General features: G+C 59.6%; 15 protein-coding genes and 1 tRNA gene. 5 read left to right on the top strand and 11 right to left on the bottom strand.

The window, feature by feature from the left end; translation table 11 throughout:
* The first annotated feature begins 240 nt into the window (after window positions 1–240).
* Together XH85_RS05445 and XH85_RS05440 are read left to right on the top strand one after the other, a co-directional pair.
* On the top strand, window positions 241–3105 hold the full coding sequence (locus tag XH85_RS05445) for a penicillin-binding protein 1A (RefSeq protein WP_128937111.1): 2865 nt from the start codon (window positions 241–243) through the stop codon (window positions 3103–3105).
* Between the two features lie 10 nt (window positions 3106–3115).
* Window positions 3116–4135, top strand: coding sequence for a hypothetical protein (locus XH85_RS05440; RefSeq protein WP_206734817.1), 1020 nt, complete (start codon window positions 3116–3118; stop codon window positions 4133–4135).
* A gap of 190 nt (window positions 4136–4325) precedes the next feature.
* Here XH85_RS05440 and XH85_RS44730 read toward each other — a convergent pair.
* Window positions 4326–4407: transfer RNA gene (locus XH85_RS44730), tRNA-OTHER, on the bottom strand.
* A 143-nt stretch (window positions 4408–4550) separates the two neighbouring features.
* Between XH85_RS44730 and XH85_RS05435 the strand changes: the two genes are divergently transcribed.
* Window positions 4551–5852, top strand: a complete 1302-nt coding sequence (locus XH85_RS05435; protein ID WP_164940708.1) for an integrase family protein — start codon at window positions 4551–4553, stop codon at window positions 5850–5852.
* A gap of 327 nt (window positions 5853–6179) precedes the next feature.
* Here XH85_RS05435 and XH85_RS05430 read toward each other — a convergent pair whose 3' ends face one another.
* The 9 genes from XH85_RS05430 to istA all read right to left on the bottom strand — a co-directional run bounded on the left by XH85_RS05430 (window position 6180) and on the right by istA (window position 18291).
* Entirely contained in the window at window positions 6180–6695 is a 516-nt protein-coding gene (locus tag XH85_RS05430) for an aminotransferase-like domain-containing protein (protein WP_245473895.1), read from the bottom strand.
* Between the two features lie 109 nt (window positions 6696–6804).
* Window positions 6805–8013 (bottom strand): MFS transporter, encoded by a 1209-nt coding sequence (locus XH85_RS05425; RefSeq protein ID WP_128931061.1) that lies wholly within the window; start codon window positions 8011–8013, stop codon window positions 6805–6807.
* 17 nt (window positions 8014–8030) lie between these two features.
* Window positions 8031–9257 carry an ATP-grasp domain-containing protein gene (locus XH85_RS05420; protein ID WP_245474215.1) on the bottom strand — a complete coding sequence of 409 codons (1227 nt, stop codon included), beginning with the start codon at window positions 9255–9257 and terminating at the stop codon, window positions 8031–8033.
* Window positions 9196–10389 carry a saccharopine dehydrogenase C-terminal domain-containing protein gene (locus XH85_RS05415; protein ID WP_128931059.1) on the bottom strand — a complete coding sequence of 398 codons (1194 nt, stop codon included), beginning with the start codon at window positions 10387–10389 and terminating at the stop codon, window positions 9196–9198. Before XH85_RS05415 ends, XH85_RS05420 begins: the two co-directional genes overlap by 62 nt.
* A gap of 3 nt (window positions 10390–10392) precedes the next feature.
* Complete coding sequence (locus XH85_RS05410; RefSeq protein ID WP_128931058.1) at window positions 10393–11631, bottom strand: ATP-grasp domain-containing protein; 1239 nt, start codon at window positions 11629–11631, stop codon at window positions 10393–10395.
* Entirely contained in the window at window positions 11628–13520 is a 1893-nt protein-coding gene (locus tag XH85_RS05405; RefSeq protein ID WP_128931057.1) for a class I tRNA ligase family protein, read from the bottom strand. Before XH85_RS05405 ends, XH85_RS05410 begins: the two co-directional genes overlap by 4 nt.
* Complete coding sequence (locus tag XH85_RS05400) at window positions 13517–14782, bottom strand: lysine N(6)-hydroxylase/L-ornithine N(5)-oxygenase family protein (RefSeq protein WP_128931056.1); 1266 nt, start codon at window positions 14780–14782, stop codon at window positions 13517–13519. The genes XH85_RS05405 and XH85_RS05400 overlap by 4 nt, the downstream gene beginning before the upstream one ends.
* Before the next feature lie 1225 nt (window positions 14783–16007).
* Window positions 16008–16757 (bottom strand): IS21-like element helper ATPase IstB, encoded by a 750-nt coding sequence (gene istB, locus XH85_RS05395; RefSeq protein WP_128931055.1) that lies wholly within the window; start codon window positions 16755–16757, stop codon window positions 16008–16010.
* A gap of 10 nt (window positions 16758–16767) precedes the next feature.
* The gene (istA, locus tag XH85_RS05390) at window positions 16768–18291 is read right to left on the bottom strand and encodes an IS21 family transposase (RefSeq protein WP_164940911.1); all 1524 of its coding nucleotides are present in this window, start codon (window positions 18289–18291) and stop codon (window positions 16768–16770) included.
* A gap of 283 nt (window positions 18292–18574) precedes the next feature.
* On the opposite strand from istA, the gene XH85_RS47795 reads away from it, so the two are divergent.
* Window positions 18575–18973 (top strand): site-specific integrase, encoded by a 399-nt coding sequence (locus tag XH85_RS47795; protein ID WP_164940707.1) that lies wholly within the window; start codon window positions 18575–18577, stop codon window positions 18971–18973.
* 275 nt (window positions 18974–19248) lie between these two features.
* Window positions 19249–19740: a hypothetical protein gene (locus XH85_RS05380; RefSeq protein WP_164940706.1), complete on the top strand. Its 492-nt coding sequence runs from the start codon at window positions 19249–19251 to the stop codon at window positions 19738–19740.
* A gap of 184 nt (window positions 19741–19924) precedes the next feature.
* On the opposite strand, the gene XH85_RS05375 is transcribed toward XH85_RS05380, so the two are convergent.
* Window positions 19925–22024, bottom strand: coding sequence for a patatin-like phospholipase domain-containing protein (locus XH85_RS05375; RefSeq protein WP_128931052.1), 2100 nt, complete (start codon window positions 22022–22024; stop codon window positions 19925–19927).
* Window positions 22025–22052 lie beyond the last annotated feature (28 nt).

Genomic DNA, 22052 nt, shown 5'->3' with positions numbered 1-22052 from the left:
GGCGCTGAGGAGCGCCACGGCGAGCACGACTGGAAGAGGGGCATTCATGAGTGCGCTGCCAATTCGGTCTTTCTAAAACGCACGGGCCTCGGCGTTGGTTCCGCGGCGCGGCCAGGTCGGAGCAATCATGAAGGACCGGAGAAGCGGGCGGCGGCTCCTCAGGAACTTTTTCCTCAACACGGTCTTGTTTGTTATTGTTCTACGACCTTGCGGAGGCGGCTTTTCGACCATCGGCCGGTCATGGACTCGATACTCATCAAGATCTTCGCCACGGCGCTTGCCTTCAGCCAGGTCACTACCCGGCCGGATGGGATCAAGACGGAGTTCGATGCGGTGCGCGACCGCTTCGAGGTGGCGGAGCTCTTGAGTGCCGGCTGCGCCCACATGCGCAAGGCTTTCGACATCGAGGACATCAACCTGGACGATCTGATTGCCACCGCCATGGATGACAAGGAGGCGTTGAGCAGCGAGATCAAGGCGCTCAAAGGACTGAATCTGGCCGACCTCCAGGTGGCCTATAGGCAGTTCTGCAAGGTCGAAAACGTGCAAGACTCTCCGGTCGATCTCGGTCAGGTCATCACCTTCTACAACAGCGCGGTCAAGGATCTGCCCGACGCGGCGCAGCTTGAGCACCTCAGGCTTTCTGGCACCAGCGAAGTCCTCGACAACAAGGGCGAGCAGCTTGCTGAGATTTACGCGCCTAACAACCGCCGCATCTCGGTCAAGCTTGCGGATATACCGGAAGCGGTACGCAACGCATTTATCGCCGCCGAGGACAAGCGCTTCTTCCAACACGCCGGCATTGACGAGCGCGGACTGGTCCGCGCCTTCATCGGCAACTTCACGCACCCGGGCCGGCCGCAGGGAGGCTCGACCATTACGCAGCAGGTCGCCAAGAACCTTCTGGTTGGTAACGACATCACTTACGAAAGAAAACTGCGTGAAATGATCGTTGCCTCGCGGATGGAGCGCGCCCTGACCAAGGCGGAAATCCTCGAGCTCTATCTCAACTCGATTTATCTCGGTCGCGGAGCCTGGGGCATCGAGATCGCGGCGCGCAGCTATTTCGGCAAACCGGCCAAGGCGCTCTCCGCCGTCGAGGGCGCCCTCCTCGCCGGGCTAGCCAAGGGACCGAACTACTTCAACCCCGACCACCACCCCGAGCGCGCGCGCGAGCGTCTTGCCTACGTGCTCGGCCGCATGCGGGACGACGCCATGATCGACGACGCCGCGGCGAAAGCAGTATTGCCACAGCTGGTCGAGTACCGGCCGACGCGACGGGACTTTGGCTTTCACTTCGTCGATCACATCGCCCGCGAGGCAAAGTTGGTCGCGGGCCTTGATACTCTCACCAACGCCTCCTACACGGTGCGCTCGACCATCAACTCGGCCTTGCAGCGCGTAGTCGAAGCGACATTGCAGGAGGGCCTCGCGCGGTACGAGCTGAATACCGGCCGCTACAAATTTGAGGGACCCGAGGCGAACATTTCCGATGCCGTCCGTCGCATTGCGGCAGACCTGAAGGCCACGGAACCGGCTTGGCTCGCGGCGTTGAAGGCGACACGGCTACCTCTCTACGACGTTCACTGGGACTCGGCGGTCGTCCTGGAGAATGCGCGCGGCAAGCGTGGCCACGCGATCAACGTCGGTCTGACCGACGGAAGAATCCTGCCGCTGAACACCTGGAGCGCCGCGATCCAGCGCGGCCTCAAGCCATACGATGTGGTCTACGTGCAACTGCGCGAAGCCAAGGGCAAGGAAGCGGCGCGTGCCGATCTGCGTATTCGACCGAACGTGCAGGGAGCGGCACTCGTACTCGGGAACGAAACCGGCCGCATTCTCGCGATGGCGGGCGGCTTTTCGTATCCGGCAAGCCAGCTCAACCGCGTCGTCCAGACCCTGCGCCAACCCGGCTCCACCTTGAAGCCGCTGACCTATCTCGCCGCCCTTCGCAAGGGATTGCAGCCCAACACGCTGGTGATGGACGAACCCATTACGCTGACACCGATCGGCGCGACGGTCCACGCGCGCCGGGGCGATTTCTGGTCGCCCAAGAACTATGACGGCGGCGCTTTGGGTGCCATTACACTGCGGCGTGCGCTGGAAAACTCCCGCAATCTCGCCACCGTGCAACTGCTCGCATCCGGCCTCGACGACAGTGCCGAGCGAGGCCTCGACCGAGTCTGCGAGCTCGCGATGGAAGCGCAGCTCTACAAGGACTGCATGCGCTACTACCCGTTCGTGCTCGGTGCCCAAACCGTGCGGCTCATCGACCTTGCGGCGTTCTATGCAGCGATCGCCAACGAGGGCGCCCGGCCCCGGCCCCATGCGATCGAAAGGATCGAACAGGACGGCCGACCAATCTACCAGCACGATCCGCGTGCGGTGGACTGGATCGGCTCGGCCGACCGAGCATCGTTTTACCAGTTGAAATCAATGCTGCAGGGCGTGCTCGCGCGCGGAACCGCGCGCGTGGTGAAGCATCTTTCGCCCTTTGTCGGCGGCAAGACTGGTACCACTGATAATGCGGTCGACGCCTGGTTCGTCGGCTTCACAAATGACGTTACCATCGCCATCTGGGTCGGCTACGACAACAGCGATGGCGGGCGCCGCTCCCTTGGCAGCGGCCAAACCGGATCAAAAGTGGCGCTGCCGATGTTCGAGCCGATCGTGCAGGCGGCCTGGGAGCTGCACGCTCCCAAGATGGCATTGAACGGCCCTTCGCGCGAAGCACTGCATCAGCTCGCTCCCCTGTCGATCGATCCCCATACCGGCGATCCTTCACCGCCCGGCTCCGGCCGCGCTTTCACCGAGTATCTCAAGAGAGATCCGTCGGGCAGAATCGATGATACGCAATTTCGGATCGTCTCGCGTGCAGAAAGCTACGCCCATCGTGGCGGCCGTGACGAAGACGACGGGCCATTCCAGCAGTGGTCCTACGACAACCGCCATTACGGCGATAACCGGTCGCCCTTTCCATTCCCGACCTGGCGTCTTGGTCCGCGCGAATATCCCTCCTGGCGCGGACCTCCCGATGACGAGGACCGCCTCCCGCGACCGCCGCTCCGAGTCGATCCCGATTATTTCTGGCGGCGGCTGAATTGAGCATTGACCCATGAGACTTCACCTGAGACTTCACCGTGCCGCAGCCCTCATCGCCGCCTGGCTGGCCGCTTGCACAGGTGCGGTCGCGCAGGAATTCCAGCTGGAGGACGTGGCCGCAGTCGCCGGCATCCCGATCGCACAGATCAACCCGCGCACCGTCATCTTCGCCGACCAGCGCAACGACAAACTCGCCGATTCCTCGACCGAGCTCATTCCTTTCGACGATTGGGCCCGCTCACGTCCGGTTCAGCGGCGCTTCCTCTCGCTCTTCCCGAGCTTCGTTGAGCCCACGCTCAACCAGCAAACGAAGCTGAAGCTCTCGGTCTACCAGGCGGAGGCCCGGTTTCGACTTCCAAAACCGGCAGCGGCATTGGATCTGGCGCGGTATGCGAATGTCGCGTTCCTCGAGCAGATCGATCCGGCAGTCAAGCACTGGCCGATCACGGCGGCCGATGATGTTCCCAGCAAAGACGCGGGCGCCGCGCACAACCGTCCGCCGGATCGCCGCTGGTGCGAGGACGCGAACGCGATCTGCGTGCGGTCCCGCTACGTGTTCGAAGGGAAAATTCCGGCGGGCATTCAGCTTGCCAACAAGCTGCGCGAGGAGAGCAAAAAACCGATTCCGGATTTCATCGAGTTCCTGAGTGAGATCATGTTGGTCACGCAGCCGCGCCTTGCCGAACTGCCGACCCTGACAGGCCTCGACTCCACAGTCACCAGCGCGCTCGAGCAGAACATCTTTTGGGTGAACCAGGTCATCCAGTTCGGCAAGCTGCTTGCGGTTCTGCAACAGCATCCGACCCAGCCGGAAGCCGCCATCGCAACGGTCTACATCCTGATTGCGGTCAGGAACGACGTGCTCAACAAGCAAAGGGAATACAGCAATACACCCGTTCTGCGAAACCTCGTTCCCGCGCAACTGCTCATGGGCAAGAGCTCCTTCAACAGCGGCGATTCGCTGAGCGCCGGCCTGCCGAAATACGCCAGAAGCCGCATCAAGGCGATCGCCAACATGATGGAGCGGGAATGAGTAGATCTTGCGCGGCAACGACAAATCGCGTTTGCCGTCGACAGGCGTCTGAGAAATCCGAAGAACTGGCAAACAGTCTCCGAGCCACGGCAAGACTCCTGCCCGCCACCCCTTGCAAGATCAGTTGATCAAGAGGCTCGCACTTCCGATCGGGACTCCCATCCCAAAATGTCGCGGAATATCGTGCATCTGGCGCGCCCGGAACGATTCGAACGCCCGCCCCTCAAATTCGTAGTCTGAATTCGGGACTTTTCAGTCGTTTTCACAGACACGTTGCCATACTCTCGCCCTCTCTACAAGCTATTGATTAATAGTAATATTTAGCGCTGTAGCGTGCCTTAGCGTGGTCCGACCGCGATAATTCTCACTAGCGACTTCCCCAGGCTAAACCCAGACTAAAAGAGTGGAGGCATTTATGGCTGATAAGGGCCAGGTTCTCACCGACAAGAGCATTGCGCTCCTTTCTGCGGCGGAGACGCAATACAAGGTGCGCGATGGCGAATTGCCGGGCTTTTTCGTGCTCATCGGCAAGCGCCGGAAAACGTTCATGGTCCAAGGCGAGTTCTGGCGTGATGGCGTTCGCGAATTCACAGCGCAGGTAAAACTCGGCGACTTTGGTGACATGACCACGCGCCAAGCACGGGGCAAAGCCAAGGAGGCGCTTGGATCGATAGCGAAAGGCGAACGCCCTGGTGAGGCTCCGAAGATCAAACCAGGCTCAATAACGCTTCGGCAAGCGTGGGAGCGCTATCGGGATGCGCACATGAAACGTAAGGGTCGAAGCTCAGGGACCATTGAAAACTATCGAGATCACATGGAGCGGCTGTTCAAGGATTGGCTCGACAATCCGCTCGCTCGGCTTGGGCGACAACCGCACCTCGTTGTTGAACGTCACGACAAAATAACGAAGGAGAACGGTTCATATATTGCGAATGGGTCAATGCGCAGTCTGCGGGCAGTGTATAACCACGCGCGGAAAAGCAATACCGATCTCTCGGCCGTGAACCCGGTTTCCGCGATCGACTGGAATAAAGAGCACCGACGCAACACCGGGATGGGCTCCAAAGATATCAGCGGTTGGCTCAAGGAGCTTTACGCAATGGATAACCCGGTAAGGCGGGAATTTCACCTTCTGACGCTCTTAAGTGGATCACGACCAACCGCCCTGAAGAAAATCCGGTTGGAACACATCGATTTGCGACAAAGGATGATCCGCATCCCAAAGCCCAAAGGTGGGGAGGAAAAGGCATTTGACATTCCACTATCCCGGCCGATGGTCCGATGCATCATCCGCGCGATCCGATGGGGCCGGATCATGTATTCCCAGCAAGCGAAGTCGTGGTTATTCCCAGCCGACAGTGAGCAAGGACATCTCGTAGAGCATAAGGAAGAGCGAAATGTGCTATCCAAATGGGGTAACGACCTGCGGCAGAGCTATCGCACGCTCGCGCAAGCAGCGGGTGTTTCGGAACTCGACATCCATCTTTTGATGAACCACTCACTTCCGGGCGTAAATGCTGGGTACATTACCCGCGATCGGTTGCTAAGGGATCACCTGAGGAGCCAACAGCAAAGAATTTCGGAGTTGGCTATTCATAGCACAGCAGTAGAGCGAGATCTTTTGTTCGTCCAGTGGCTCGGAAGCGCGAAGATCGATGAGGCCAGATGTCCGCCTCACACAGCAGGGCAACCAAACGGCATCTCGATGGCTGCATAGAATGAAGTTCCGGCTATTCGCTCGTATCGCAAGATTCGCTGGTTGCGGGGAGGCGCAACACCCGATCGCTGCGAAATGGAACTCGGGACGCGAGCGGCACCTTTTCCGGAGTGCCGTCGCCGGTGACGCAAGAGTCGGTGGTTGCCAGGGCTCGCAATACCCGATTCTTGCGTTTGATCGAGAGTACGATTCCGCGGCGGGTTGCGTAGCGTAAGTCTTTCCTCTGGCCGACGGGATCCCAGGTCAGGCTACAGAAACACCGTTATTGCGTGCCGAGCCAGGATATCCCGCAGAGTCTGGAGCACATCAGACAGTGCGACAACATTACTAGGCGCGCCAAGGCAAAGGCGGCTTGCGCCGGGGTCGCCGTTCCCAACCGCGACCGCGGGCGGTGGCGGCAAATTGATCTGCGGACCACTCCTGATGCAATGGCAACCATCCGTAGAAGGCCGGAAACTGGAGTTTTGCGGCTTTCGGAAAGATATGCAGGATCACCCGGTAGCGCTCAAGCGCCTGCAGGCGCCGCTCGCGCAGAAGCTTTTCAAGCTTACCGCTCTCGATCAGCCGCACCACCACCTCACTCAGTATCGGAGCCACAAACCAGGCGGAGGCGTGCAGGAGGAGCTCAGTTTGAGCAGTGTAGGCTGCCGGGACCGTCAATGTGCCGAGCCGAAAGGCTGGCGGAAGACATTTGGAGTAGGACCTGACGTAGAAGGAGCGGGTTGGTGCCAACGACGCGATTGGCACAGGACGCTCGGTGAAGAAAAAGCCGTAAACGTCATACTCTATGACGATCGAGCTGCTCAGCGACTTCGGCGATGCGCTTCCGGCGAGCAAGACCATGGTGCGAGCCGCGGGACTGTGTAAGGTCGGCATGCACGGATGTGCAAATGTCGCTTGCTGTTGCGCAGCTTCGTGATTCTAGGCCGCGGTGAGGGATTCTCCTCAACTGCTACCCGAGGTCAACGCCGTCCTGCGTGGGTTTCCGGCCCAGCATCTCGCCGCGAAAGCTGTAAAGCCAAATCGTGCCCAGGGCATAAAGGGCGGCGATCGCCGCGAAAGCAAACGTGTTTTGAAGCCCTGATGTGCTGAGCAGAGCGCCAGCAAAGGTGCCGAGCGCTTCTCCAACACCCATAGCGACAGCGTTGATGCCTAGCAAGGCGAGGTGATCCCTTCCTGGGGTATTCCGTACGAGCAATACAGACAACGATGGCAGGGCGACAATCTCCACAACTGTCAACAATGCGACGGCGACGTAGAGCGTAAACAAGTTCAGAAGGACTGATAAAAGCGCGAAGCACGCCGTTATCAGGATGGCCGATAAGATTAACATGTCGACGTCGTCTGCATGCGCGCGATCGAGCGTCTTCATCAACGGGATCGATGCTCCAACTACCAAGGCTGCATTGAGGGCGGCAATCGTCCAAACAATCTGCGGGCCAGCCAGCAAGCGTCCCAGTACTATCGGTGCAAATGAGAAGATCTGGGCCAAAGCGAACCAGGTAAAGGCAGTTGCAATGAATACCAGACGGAGGTCGGACCGCGTTATGCTTTGCAGCAATGGCTTCCACCAGCTGCCAGGGCGATCCGGAACGTGCAGACCCTTGCCCAACGAGACATGGCAGAGCAGTCCAGCCAATAACATCACCACGCCGGTGAAGAGAAAAGGAGCGTTTGGTGCGATTTGCACGTACAGCAGGCTCGAGAGCAACGGTCCGAGCGTGGCGGCGATATTCGTTCCTACGGCGAACTTCGCCAGCGTCAAACGGACTGATCGGTCTTCCGCCAGGTGGACCGTAATGAGTCGCAGCAGGAGGCTGCAGGTGCCGTAAGAAGTGCCGACCAAAACCAGTCCGAGCGCGGTTCCGACAGGCGCGGCGCTCTCCGCCACCATTATATGGCCCGCGCCCATCACGAGATAGGCTATCGTCAAACCGTAACGGGCGGGCATGCGATCAAGCAGCGGAGCGAGCACGGCACGCGAGGCTCGCCCGGAAGCGGACAGCAGCAGCAAGAGAGTACCGACCTGAGCCGCCGAGAGGGATCGATCGAGAAGATAGAGGCCAAGCGCGGAGAGCGGCGCAAAGTAGCCGTAGTTGTTGAGGAAATTCAGAGCAAATACATTGCAGAATTTTCGCTGCGCGGGTTTCAGCTTCAGCATGGTGACGCACAGGTTTATTATTGAACGGTGATGGTGACCGCCATAATCATACGGGCGAGCCGGTCATCGACTTCGCCAGCGCTTGCCCCGGTGGCAAGCACATGACCAACACGATCGAACGAGTCGCAGACAGGTTTCACGGTGTCGCCCACCTTGATCGTCAACTCGGCACCGGCATAGCCGGGCATTTCGGCCAACCTGTCATATCCGGCTATTTGCCGCACCTTGCCAGCAGGCGGAAGGAAATATCGGATGCCGGCTGCGCCGTATCTTTCCGATGAATGCATCACCAGGCCGGCCTCCGCGCACAGCATCTGGGCGAAGACGCTGCCGTAATACGCGATGCCAGTCACGTACTGGGTCAGGTGCGTAATGTAATCGCCTCCGGGCCGCGAATGAATTTCGCCCATGACGATCTCACCCGTATCGCAGACCCAGAATTCCGCATGGAACATGCCGAAAGTCAGCCCGACGGCGTGAACGGCGTCCTGCACAAGGCTGATCGCGCGCTCACTCAGGGAAGGTGCGAGATCTGCCGGCGCAACATGGCCGCACTCGACGAAATTGCGATCACCGATCAGGGTTTTTCGGGTCAGACTCAAGACCATCGGCAAGCGACGGACACACACCCCTTCCGCGCTGAACTCTCGCCCCTGGACAAACGATTCGAGCAGGAATGGTCGCTCGGCGGACGGCCTAACCTGCGCCAGCGCAACGGCAACAGACGTCGCACTATCCAGCAGAAAGACGTTCTCACTGCCATAACCGGTCATCGGCTTGAGAATAAGCCTGCGATACCGGCGCGAGAGCTCGGCGAACGCTCGATCGACGGCCTCGGCTGATCGGCACACCACCATTTCCGGCTGCACAAACCCGGCTGCCCGCAACGTTTCGCGGCAAACGGACTTATTGGTGGTGCACTCATGCGCACGTTCACCCGGGCCCCTGAATCCAAAGCGGCGAACAAGTCCGGCGATCGCCGGCTGCGCTTTCTCTTTGAAGCTGAATACTCCTGCAAGGAGCTCACGCCGGGGATAGGTACTAACCCAGTCGAGGCAGGCGCTCACATCCTCGAAATCGAGCGGATGCGCCTCATCGGCGAAATCCGACAGCTGACCGCCCAGCTCAAGACGCTCGGGCCTGTCCGTCAACACCACCCGGAGGCCTTGCGCGCGTGCCTGATCATAAACGTGGCGGGACTGAATCGAGCTTACTCCACCCAAGACCAGCAATTCTTTCTGCATCGTCACCGGATCTATCCATTGTTATCTCCACACCTTGATGCGCCAGCCATCTGAGCAGGCCTGGGGTCGTCCGGGGCGTGATGATGTTTTCAGGGTAATGCAATCCACTAACGGCGTTTCCTGCGCTGATCAGGCAGTTGATCAGGAAGATCACTGGCAAGCAGGTAGCAAGAGCCATCGAGCGTATATCGGGGCGGTCGGTGAAATTAAGTCGCAAGCTGTGCATGTGCCGTCGTCCGTGCCGAAGCCCAGCGAGATCGATTGCTAGAAGCGTCACTGTCTGTTCGCCTTCGGCCAGGCCAAGAGTCCGCTGAGCGGCGCGTTCGAAAAGCTGCTTTGAGGTGAGCCCGGTATCTCTATCTACGGCATCCTCGGCCAGGACGCCGAGATGGTGTAGCAGCGCGACCACTTCGGCATGTCCCGTCCAACGCAACGTGCGTTGGTCGACATTGGCTCCCGGCCGGGACAATTTCGGATATTCCAATAACCTCGGTTGCATCCCGTCATGCCAGTGCTCAAGAACTCCGATGTCGGGCCAGGCGAGCTGCTGAACATCCGAAAAGCGCGGAACGACGCAGAGGGCGCCGTCGCGGATGCAATAGGCGTCGCGCTTCGCGAGCGGGAGGTGGGAAGTTCCGAAGAGCCTTTTGTAGCCGAGAGGATTGGCCGGGCGTGGCACCACAATCCCACCGCAGCACATACGAAGGGATTGCACCTCCTGAGTGGATTCCAGCAAATAGCAGGCCAGGATCTCCGTCAGCCCCGGCTCCAGCCCGCAGGGCAGAACCACCGCAAGAGTCGGAGCTTGGATCAGCGCCTGCTGCACGCGTGGCATGTCCTTGTTAGCGGGCCGACTGATGCTCACGAGCAAGCCACGTGCACCGCGGCCCGCCAGGCTCTCGATCACGCCGAGCGTTACCGGCCACGTGGCGGCACAGATTACGACGGGTGCGAGGCCTGCGTGCTGCGGCTGGTCGGTGCACAAGATCTCGCATCCCCATGCGTCTCGCGCAGCTGTGAGCGCGCTCATATCGCGATCGATGAGACGGACCGTCCACCGCGGAAACGCATCGCGCAGCAGCGCCGCCATTCCCCTGCCCATCGTACCAGCGCCTATGACGTCAGCCTGCATGTTTCACTCGCGGGCGAAGACCGGGGTGATCGTTTTCGATACCCAATCGAGATGCTTTGTGAGCAGTGCTTGGTTCGGCGCGGTGCTGATCACCGCGATCAGACGTTGAAGACGGAAATCGTTTGGCGGAAGCACAATGTGTGTACCGACCGATGTTTCGACGATCGCCTGCTCTACCCAAGGGTGATCGAGAACCGCCTCAAGGCCATGGTAGCCGAGCAGCCGCCCCTCCTGTTGGGCCAAGACGTAATGGATTCCTGCCACGCGCTGCGGCGCGGGCGGGGGGAGAGGCACCGTGCCCACTGCAATGCGAGCAAGGTTTTCGTAAAAGTCATATTGCAACGCAAGCGGGACAAGATGCGACGCGATGTAATCCCCGCCCGGCCGGGCAGCGACCTCAATGAGCGTGAACTGCGGTCCGTCGTACTTGCCTTCGAGGTGGAAGGATGCATTATCAAGACGCAGCGCCAGCACGCAGTCTTTGGCCTTTTCTTCAATCATGCAGCGCATCTCACCGTCGAGGTCGGCAGGGAAGATATGCCGCACCTCTAGGCAATAAGGATCCGAGGTGAGCTTGTGCGTGATCCCGACAATGGTGACTTCACCGTGGGAGACGTATCCTTCCACACTCACTTCCTGCCCGGCGATATAACGTTCGGCCAGGAACGTGAGCGTTTTCCGGCGCAAGGTCGGGTCGTACGTCGGATTGCCGATCTTCTTGCTACTGGAATGAAAGACATCCAGGTCGGCAGACTCGCGAATGAGATAAATTCCGGTGCTGCCCGAGGCATTCAACGGCTTGACGATGACGGGGAGCCCCGCCACACCGATGAACTCTTCCAGATCGCTATCATTGTGCAAAAGGCGGTGCGTGACGCCGGAAACCGACTGGGTTCGCTCGCGCAGTATCGATTTGTCCCGCACCCCAGACACGGATGCCCGCGGCAACCCGGGCAGCCGCAATTTCGCGGCAACAATGGCGCAGGCTTCGACAGCAGTTTCCGTAAAGCAGACCACACCGGCGATTTGGATAGAGTTTCTGAACTCCGCGACCGCGCTCTCGAGCGAGTCAAGGCTCGCCGGATTGCATTGACGCCACTCGTCGACATAGCTGGCAAGTTCCGGCGGCAGCGGCTGACCAAGCACGGCAACGCGGTAACCCAGCCGATGCGCCGCTTCGAATGCACGAATGCTTTCTCGTATGAGGCGGCGATAATTGATATAGAGTAGAAACTCCGTCATGCAGCCCAGCCTCCGATGTCAAAGGACCGCCCGGCGGGAACCCACTGCAAGGCGCGGTTCAGACATGGCGTTTCTCGGCTCCCGAGGCGCTCCAGGACTGCGCTGCACAGCTCAGGCATCACAGGCCAGGCAAGCGTCGCCCACAGCCGCAGGCCCACAAGACTGAGAGCGCAAGCGGCGCGCTCGATGCCCGGATGATAGCGAGCGTGCAGCGATTCTACTGCAAACCTGTCAAGATCGCGAAGCAAGCGATCGATTAACTCTGCGATCTGCCGCGGCTCGAAACCTTCGACGGAGAATAGCCGCCCGCCCTCATGCCGGCGCTCGCAAAGCTGCTGATAAAATGCGCGATGCAGGCGCTCCCAAGTGCCGGGCTCAGGCACTGTCCCACGGTGATGCGTTTCGACGGCGTTGCTGATGATCTGAATGACGGATGCGAGTCGTCTGCGGCGCCGTTCGATCCAATCAAACGCTTCACCAAAGCTAAAGCTCGTCGCGGCAACCGCAGGACGCGTATAGCAAACATATAAGCGCAGCCAGTCGGCGGGAATTCCCTGGCGAATGAGATCATCGGCATATATGACATGGCCCCGAGAGGTGGAGAACTTGTAGCCGTCAAGTTGGTAGAATTCGTTGGCAAAAAACCCCACGATGCGAAATCTGCTGGCATTAAACAGGTGCAGCAAAATCGGGAAGATGATGCAGCGCAGATACGCGTTGTCGGAGCCAAAGAACAGCGCAAGCTCTATTTCGGCCGAGCCGAGTTCCGCGCTGGAGGCTAGCATATCCTGTGCCGTCAAGAAGCGGGGGACGAGCTCAACAGCCGAATAGAGCTTCAGGTCCTCTTGCCCGCGGAACGGGAGAGCGATTCCCTCCGATGAAGAGATTCCGAGTGGAATGCTCGGTAGCTTGTGCTGCAGCACCTTGGCGACGAAATCCGGCATTTTGCCGACGTAGGCCCCCGACATCAAGAGCCGCTCGAGCACGGCCCGATGCGGCTCTAGTGGCACGAACATGCGCTTTAGCGGGCGCCATGCAGCTGGGCGGTCGCAGTGATTGCACACCGGATCCACCAGTTCTTCATCAGGCACAAACAGCCCGCAGTTTTCACATTCCGAGCTTATTTTTCCGCCGCAGTGCGGACATAAGCCTCGCACGTTTGCTTCAAACAGGTATCCGTGCCCATGCTCACAGTACGGAACGCGAGTGGTTTTCTCGATCAGATGGCCGCAGGCGTCCAGGGCGCTCAAGAACTCGCGCGCGATCTCTTCGAACCGCGGAAGCTCATCCAGCGTCGCGAACACATCGAAATCTATTTTCAGCAGACGGTAATTGGCGAGGAAATCATCCGAGTACATTCGCGACGTTTCACGATAGCTTCGGCCTTCGCGCGCAGCGGTTATCCCCACATGCGTCTGAAAGCCCAATGAGCCACAAAGCTGGTAACAATCGAACCCGAGTGTCCGTTGCGCACGGGTAAATATGTCAGCTGCGACGACCGGCCCGGCCAGATGGCCGAGATGCATGCGTCCATTGGGTGTCGTAAAGCTTGGCAGAACCACGCGCAGACGGCGCTCGCTTTTCGGTGCCTTGACCCGTTCGTCAATGGTCTGCCGGTCCTCCCACCACACATTTCCCATCACAAGGGTTTCTGCTCCTGTGTTCTTTATAAGATGGGCAGCGAACGGCGGCATCAGTATCATGTCTCCGGGGGTGAGCTGCTCCGTGGAAAGCGTTCCGTCACCATAGGTGACCTCGCCGAGGCCGGAGAACACGAACAGCATCTCGTGATCGGCATGGCAGTCAAAGCTTGTGGACCCGCCTCTCTCGATCGAGAACTTCGACGCGTTGAAATGGCGGGCAGCCACGTTCTCGCGCAGCTTTTTCATCGCTCCTCCCGCAATTCCGCCAGACGCGAAAGCATTGAGCGGTTCGAGTTCAGCGGATAGAACTCCTTTCCCATGATGCTGTTGATGATGGTTGCGTTGCGGTACGCGACGAGAGACAGATTCGGGTTTTGTAAGCCGTGCTGAATGCGTGTTCTGTTCTGGAGGTAGATCTTGCCTGGTAGGGCAATCCGACTCTCCAGTGAACAATCTGCTCTGATCTTGGGCAAACCATTCTCAGTGCAGGCGAGCTGCATGATTCCGTCAAGAAATGGCGCAGTGTTTGACACAAAACCAGTGGCAAGGATCACACGATCGATCGCCACCCTGCGCGTTACTGCTGTCTCGGTACACTTGAGGACAGCTTCGAAAGCCGCATCGTTCTGCCGAAGGCTGTCAAGGCGAGCACTGACAACCAGATGGATGCTGGCGTTCTTGTTCTCGACAAAGCGGTGTTCATATATTTTGGAGAATAGCTGATTTGCGAGATCCCGCGACACCCCATCGCTGCTCAGCCTCTTGGCCTGCACCCATTCTCGTCGACGCGAGAGGGCCTGAGTTTGGAAGTGGCGCAAGTAGGAGGGCGTGTAGAACTCGTTCGTGAAGGCGCAATCATCCATTGGTTCGAGGTTATCGTAGGGTGTAACCCAAAGTATCTGCTTCAGGGGTGGGCCGGAGAGCAACTGTTCCATCACCTCGCTGCCGCTTTGCCCGGCACCCACGAGCAAGACCCGTTCTCCCGCGGCCGGCGGCGGTCTATTTAGATACTCCGCTACGTGATAGACACGTTCGCCTAACAACGGCCGCGCGCAATCCGGGACGTCAGGACAGATTCCGAGCCCAAGCACGACGTGTTGAGCGCGACATTCCGTCTGGCTCGTCGAGAGACGAAAATGTGTGGTTTCGGAGCGCACGTCCAATACTTTTTGTCCAAATCTGAGATACGGCAGCTGATCTGCAACCCAAGCGTAATACTGACCAAACTCATTGCGGGAGACCCCGCCAGACCGTCGATTGACGAACGCATGGAGTCGGCCGGTCTGAAGCAGAAAATTGAGAAATGAGAACGGACTGGTTGGATCTACGAGCGACACACAATCTTTGAGATGTGACACTTGTAACCTGGCGCTGGGAAACGCCATGCCGGCGTGCCAGGTAAAACCGGGCTTATCTTCAAAAAACAAACACCGCAGGCCCGTCGGCTTTACGAGAGCGGCAAGGCTGAGATTGAAGGGACCAATTCCGATTCCAACCATGTCATACATGCAACACGCCGAACTGTTTTTTTAGGTCAAACGGAACGCACGTCGGTGCCTTAAGCAAATGCGTCAAGTCTGCACTGAAATCGCTCGTGCCTCGGCGCTAACGTCAGCCGTTTCTTCGTTCATCCGAAGGGGACCAAGTCCCGCTGTACCTAGCGCGAACCGTCAATCTGCCGAAAACACCGCCTCTCAAACGCGGTGACATATCCGGAGCGCTGCGGGTTTGAGTCAGCCCCCGTTTCACCGTGCAGATAACCTCGTCCTCCAGTTGGCTCGGCTCAAACATTTCGCTCAAGTTCTCCACTTCGAAGAAAGCGAGTTTGACAGATTCTGCTGAACCTGCCGCGCCCAGCACGCCCAATCTCGCCGGAGGACGCTTAGTGTCTTTGCCGAAGTTGTATTTTCTTTTGCGTTGTTCATGCGCCAAACGATCCCGTTCCGGGCGATCAGCACCTCGCCTCGATACGCCTGCTATCTCAGTCCGTCACCTCTGAGGTTTGATAGTTGCTCGGTGCTTGACAAATGATTGCGCGATCGCCCCAATCCAGAGGCTCGAGCATCTCATTCGTCAAGTGGTCCACAGGCAACCGCGATATCGCTAGGGACTCCTCACGCGCTATCGCGGCAATGTCACGAGCGAAAAGCGCGGCATCGTCCCGGAGCGAAAGCGGATCGAAGTGTTCCTCCGTCAACGATGGAGCGCACTGCCACTTGCAAGGATCGAGGCAGCTACTTTTAGCCGCTATCGCGACGCGCGCCTGAAGCAGGTGCAGGCAGGCACGGTCATACGGGAACTGGGGCTATTAAGCTCCATCTTCGAGATGGCTCGCAGCGAGTGGGGTTACACCGCATTACAAAACCCCCTTGCCGGACTGAGAAGGCCAAAGGCACCGGAGGGACGCGAACGCAGGCTAAAGCCGGGCGAACTACAGGCGTTGACCAACGCGTGCAGCACAGTGGCCGGCTCATGGCTGCGGATTCCGATGATTTCGCCCAGGCATTCCGATTTCAAATCGCCCAGGATTCCGATTTGATCTCGCCCACCGTTCCGAGTTGATCTCGCCCGGGGGAGAGAGGCGTTCTGGCAGACCTTCCCTGGCACCAGTTGCGGGGCCTGGTCAATCCCGAACAAATCCGATGATTGGGTTTTCGTCTGCTGTTGCTGTGGGCATGTGGTCAACGCCGCAGGCGTTGTCCAAGCGAAGCGTCATGTCCACAGCGCCCTGGCTCAAGCCTTGCGTGCGGCCTGTTGGGCCCTGGTGCGGCGCAGGCTTTCGCCGGACAGCTCCAGCCGGTGCGCGTTGTGGACGAGCCGGTCGAGCACGGCATCGGCATAGGTGGGGTCACCGATCAGGGCATGCCATTGGTCGACTGGCAGCTGGCTGGTGACGATGGTGGAGCGACGGCCATAACGATCTTCAAGGATCTCCAGGAGATCATGGCGCGCAGCCGCATCGAGTGGCTCGAGCCCCCAATCGTCGAGGATCAGGAGATCAACCCGGCCGAGCGCGCGCAGCAGGCGCTGATGGCGGCCGTCGCCGCGGGCGAGCGCAAGTTCGGAGAACAGTCGCGGCACGCGCTGATAGAGCACCGAGCGGTTGTCGCGGCAGGCCTTGTTGCCAAGCGCAGAGGCTAACCAACTCTTGCCCACGCCGGCAGGGCCGCAGATCAAAAGATTGGCGTGTGCGTCGATCCAGCTGCCTTCGGCGAGCTGGGCGAACAGCGCACGATCGAGGCCGCGGGGCGTGCGGTAATCGATGTCCTCGACACAGGCCTGCTGGCGCAGCTTGGCAGAGCGCAGGCGTGCGGACAGGCGCTTGTCGTGACGCAAGGAGGCTTCGCGCTCAAGCAGCAGCGCGAGCCACTCGGCGTGGCCGAGGCTGGCTGCGTCGCCCGAGGCTTGGATGTCGACGAAGGCCTTGGCCATGCCATGCAGGCCAAGCGCATGAAGCTGATCGAGGGTCGGATGTGTCAGCACGTCTGTTCTCCTAATTGTAGTAGCGCGGCCCGCGGATGTTGGGATGGACGATCGCAATCCCGTCCGCGGGCCTGTGTGCGGGACGACGATCGAGGTTGTTGGCGAGGATGGATTTGACCGAGCCGTAGGTGCGCGCGCCGATGTCGATCGCGCGTGTGGCAGCAGCTTCAAGCCGGTCGCCTCCATAGGATCGAGCGAGCCGGATGATGCCGAGGCAGGCGCGGAAGCCCTGCTCAGGATGCGGCCGCTCGTCGAGAATGAGATTGCACAGCGCCGTGGTCGCGGGCCCGATCGCCGCGGCATCCTGGCGGATCCGCTCGATGGTCCAGCCGGCGTAGCGCCGATGACTTGAGGCCATGTGCTCGGGCACCGTAGTGTGCTTGTGGTTGCCGCTCATGCGCTGATGCGCGGCGATCCGCTCGCCCTTGTGGAAGATCTCCACAGTACGTGCGGTGAGCCGCACCTCGACCTCGGCGCGGACGAAGCGGTGCGGAACGCTGTAGTAGTGGTCTCCGACGTCGACGTGATAGTCGATGCTGACACGGCAGATACGCCACTCCGCGAAGACGTAAGGGGCCTCGGGCAATGCGTTCAGTGCCGGTCGATCGATCTCGTTGAACAATTGCCGGCGCGTCACGCCGAGCCGGCGGATCGGGCGTTCGTCGTTGAGCCTGCGCAACATATTTGCGATGGCTGCGTTGAGCTCGGCGAGGCTGTGGAAGATGCGGTGGCGCAGGCCTCCGATCAGCCAGCGCTCGATCACCAGTACCGCCTGCTCGACCTTGGCCTTGTCGCGCGGGCGTCGCGGCCGCGCCGGCAGGATCGCCGTGCCATAATGCGCTGCCATCTCGGCGTAGCTGCGGTTGATCTGGGGATCGTAGAAGCACGCCTTGATCACGGCCGTCTTGGCATTGTCAGGCACGACCAGCGCAGGCACGCCGCCGATCGCCTCGAACGCACCGACATGGCCGCTGATCCAGTCGGCCAAGCCTTGCGTCCAGGTCGCCTGTGCATAGGTGAGGCTCGACGCGCCCAGCACCGCGACGAAGATCTGCGCAGTGCGCCGCTTGCCGGTGAGGCCATCGATCACGACAGGGATGCCGTCGCCCGCATAGTCCACGAACAGCTTGTCGCCGGCGGCGTGCGACTGGCGCATCGTCACCGACAGGCGGCTTTCCCAGGCTCTGTAGAGTTCACAGAAGCGGCTATATCGGTAGCCGTCCGGCTCGCTGGCGATATATTCCTCCCAGAGGATCGACAGCGTTACGTGCTTGCGCTTGAGCTCGCGATGGATGGCCGCCCAGTCGGGCTCCGCGCGCCGCCTCTGGCCTGGCTTGGTGCCGACGCCGGCAAACAGCCGCTCCTCCAGAACCGCGTCCGTAATGTCGTCCGCAAGCGGCCAGCTCAGTCCCGCCGCCTCGAACCGGCGGATCGTCAGCCGCACCGTCGAGGGCACCGCCCCGACCCGCCGCCCGATCTCCCGGATCGAAAGCCCGGCTGCCCTCAGCCTCATCACATCGCGCACGTGGCGCATCGCAAACCTCCCCATGGGCATCCGATCCACTCCTTCCAAAAGCCGAAAGAAGGGGACCTATCAGAGCCAGAAGAGGCCGCTTACCCCCGGGCGATTTCATCCCGGAATGGTGGGCGATTTCATCTCGGAACGGTGGGCGATTTCAAATCGGAATGGTGGGCGATTTCATTTCGGAATCGTGGGCGATTTCGAGCGGAATCAGCACTCATGGCTATTGCACGGCTTCAACTCGCCATTGAAACGGGCCTAAGGCGCGGCGAACTGCTTGGTATCCGATGGCAACGTGCGCTTCGATACAGCCGTCCTACATGTGCCCTTCACCAAGACCGACAAGGCGCGCACAATCCCGCTCACTGATCGAGCCGAGGCGATTCTTACAGAGCGGAGAGCAGACTGTAGCACGGATGCCGAGTACGCATTCCCCGTCAGCGCTAATGCATTCCGACTTGCCTGGGAACGTTGCAAGCGACGTGCGGAGCGTAGCGGGTCTATCGGCATACAGGAGCTACGCTTTCACGACCTACGGCACGAAGCTATAAGCCGGTTCTTCGAGATGGGCTTAAACCCTGCCGAAGTCGCATCAATCAGCGGGCATCGCGACCTGCGGATGCTGCTTCGATATTCCCCTACCGTCCGGGGAGTTGGCATGGAGGAGAGCATTAGCCTTGATCTCGGAGGGTAGGCCATCAAGCAAAGCAAAGCGCAATAAACGGCTTTCCCGATCAAGACACGAAGAGGTTTCTCCCAAGTAAGTCGAGTATGCTTCGCGTCGAAAATGGCCAAATGGCTTGGCGGGAAATGGGAGGCTGGGAAATGGACGAAAAGTTTCACAAGGAAGCGCAAGAAGTCGTCGACCACAACATCCACAACTAAATCGACAACGCCGCGCTATGGTTTGTAGACATCATCAAAAAGAAGGTCGCCGATAACGACGAGGCAGGTTTGACGTTTACCTGCATGGCCGCGGACACGATGCTAGCTTTCTTATTCGAGGCGTACCTCAATGCCATCGGCACCAAAACACTGCCTCTCTGGAATGATTGGGACGACTACCACACCAAGATCGACAAGGTTTTTCAGCACCTGAAAATCTCTCCCGATTGGGGTAAGCGCCCGTACAGCTCGGTCTCTGCGATGAAGCGCCCGCGCAACACGCTGGCTCACGGAAAGCCGGAGAAGACCGAAAAGAGCAAGACCTTCATCGACAAGGCAGGCGGTCAAAAGGGCAAGGAGATCGACATGACGGCTGACTGGCAGAAGCTCTGCACACCCGAGATGGTCACCAACGCCTGCGACGACCTCACTGAGGTTTGGAAGGACATGGTCAAGAAGTCGGGTATCGACCCGTTGGACCTAACGACGCAGGGCGAGCTGACCGTCACAACAGGCGAGAAATTCGCACCCAAACCCAAACCGGTAGCCAGCAGCCCGAACATCAAGCGGAAATAGGCTCGAAGGCACAACCCCGCAACCGATGACGGATTGCGGAGCTAGGGCAGAGGAAGTCAGTCAACCCCCATTGTAAGATAAGGCTTTTTTGACCTCCTTAGGCCAAAACCCACCATTTGAGCTACGGCGAAATCTGGCGTTTCGCGATAAGTCGGACCTCTGGCAGCGAGCGGACTCGGCGTGATTAGGGGCTGGAAAGAAGCCGCTGCAGATGTGTAATAATCCGGCTACCCATTTGTATCCGTTCTCCGTCGATCTGAAGTTGCGATCGCTTCGACAGCGTCCATCCGAGCACTGGCGCATGGGCGTAACGGTCCGCAAGGCGGAAGTGACTGAACACTCCATTCATCGAAGCAACGTAGGTGGACACCAGACTCGCGGTGAAGGTGCTCTGGGTCGACTGGCCGCGCAAGAGCGCAAAAAAGGGCACCCAGACCTGTTCCAAATTGCGCACCCTACCCGGCGACCCTATCGGGCTTATCGGCAATACGGATATTGAACTGAGACCGTTGCTGAACAGAAGATTCGATCCGTCATCCAAAGTAGGATCGCTGCTGACCTGCACGAATACGGCGGTCCGAATGAACTGACGAGTACCGCGAGGATGAGGCTCGCGATCGTCCTGAATGAGATTGCCGATCTCGCGGAGCACTTCGAGTGCCGAATTCGATCCGAAGTTCTCGACGTATCCTCCGTCCACCACTGCGTCATAAAAATGGCCTACCCTGTCGTACACGGAGCCGGCCGGCTCGATGAAAGGAAAACGGGTGCTGATCCCGATGGCCGCCGATAGGGGCAGCGGTCGGACTTTTGCGACGTTGAGGAGTTGCTCGTTCTCGGTGAGGCCGGCGGCCAAAATCCGCTGCCCGGTCAGAGCGGAAACTCCGTTGAGAACGAGTACAGGGAAGCGTGAGGTCGCGTCGATCCGATCGAAGCGTCGGGAGAGCCCTTCTCCGGGATCGAGCATCGTGTTCCGCCACGCGGCCTCCCAGGCTTTCTCGAGAACGGCCGATCGATCCGGTACCCAAGGCAGCGGGAGAAGGTCGCGGAAAAGGAGCGCGGCAAGCACCGGACCCGTGAAGTCGTGGTCCAGGATAGCTTGCCCGCACAATCGGTAGCCCGTAACGGCGTCTCGCGCGCGATTTCGGCAAGCGACAGGCTTGCCAAGTCGCGCGTGGTGAAGGAGAGCCCGATACACGCCCGCTCCGAGAGAGCCGCCAGAAACGCCGCTGATCATGAACGTATGACGGTCGAACGAAGGAAACCGGTCTTGCAGGTCGCCCAGAATGGTAGCCGTCCAATATGCCGCCCTCAGACCGCCTCCGGCGGCCGATACGAGGACGATGGGTTGCCGTTCGTCGAGCTGGTTCAAGAACTCGTAGGCATAGAGCTTGTTCGTAAGCGGCGCCGGCCCGCGTAGGCTTACCTTTCGGTCATCGTCTTCGCTGTTTTTCGCTGACATTGCGTGGACTTGGGGATACGACTGTTCACCGCATTCGGTACATCGGATCGAATGGGAGTCGGTCCAGAGGCTCACCACAGTCGCTAATCCGATCAAAACTAGTGGAATGGCAACCCACTCACGCCGCCAGTAAAGCTGGGCATAGGTGATCGCGGTCAGCCAGCACGACGCGGCGAACAGCAACGTCCCTTCGGGTCCTACGGTCCAAGCGAAGCCGACAGGTGCGGAGAAAGCCCATGCGAACAGAGCGAGGCTGATGACGACAAACAGCAATCGGCTTCGCAACGCCCGGACGAACGCCTGGCCGACGCACGATAGATGTCGGCGAGTTCGGGTTTTCACGGAGCGCAGAGCCGTGGGAATCATCAGGATGCCCAAGGATTGCATCTCAAGGATCGGATACATACGGATTGGATCTCGCGGCAACGCGGCAGCCATTTGCATCGCCCGAACCTCGGAGATCGCCATTACGCCGACGAAGCCGACCGCGAGAAGTGCGGGCACCGCCGATCGGCGGAACGCGGCGAGGCGGCCCGCCAGCAGAATGGGACTCGACCTGAATTTCGCGTCAGAACAGTGCCAGATCGTCGCCGAGAACCAGATTACGGCGATCAGCATGCGGATCAACGCCAGCGGAGATTCGGCGCGGGTCAGGGCCAGTTCCTCTGCCTGAGAAGTTGCAAGGAACGTCACCAAGATGACGGCGATGAACGCTAGCGTCGTACGTACCCCGTACAGGGTTCTGTGCACTCTCCTCAGGAAAACGCGCAGTACCGCCGCGACGGCGCTAAGCGACGTGTAGATGATGACAAACCGGGACAACGAGCCGTCCTCCGCTAGGACCGTCGAA

The sequence above is a fragment of the Bradyrhizobium zhanjiangense genome (assembly GCF_004114935.1).
GTDB lineage: Bacteria > Pseudomonadota > Alphaproteobacteria > Rhizobiales > Xanthobacteraceae > Bradyrhizobium > Bradyrhizobium zhanjiangense.
Note: the sequence above shows the minus strand (reverse complement) of the source record. Positions and strands in the feature narration are given on the sequence as shown.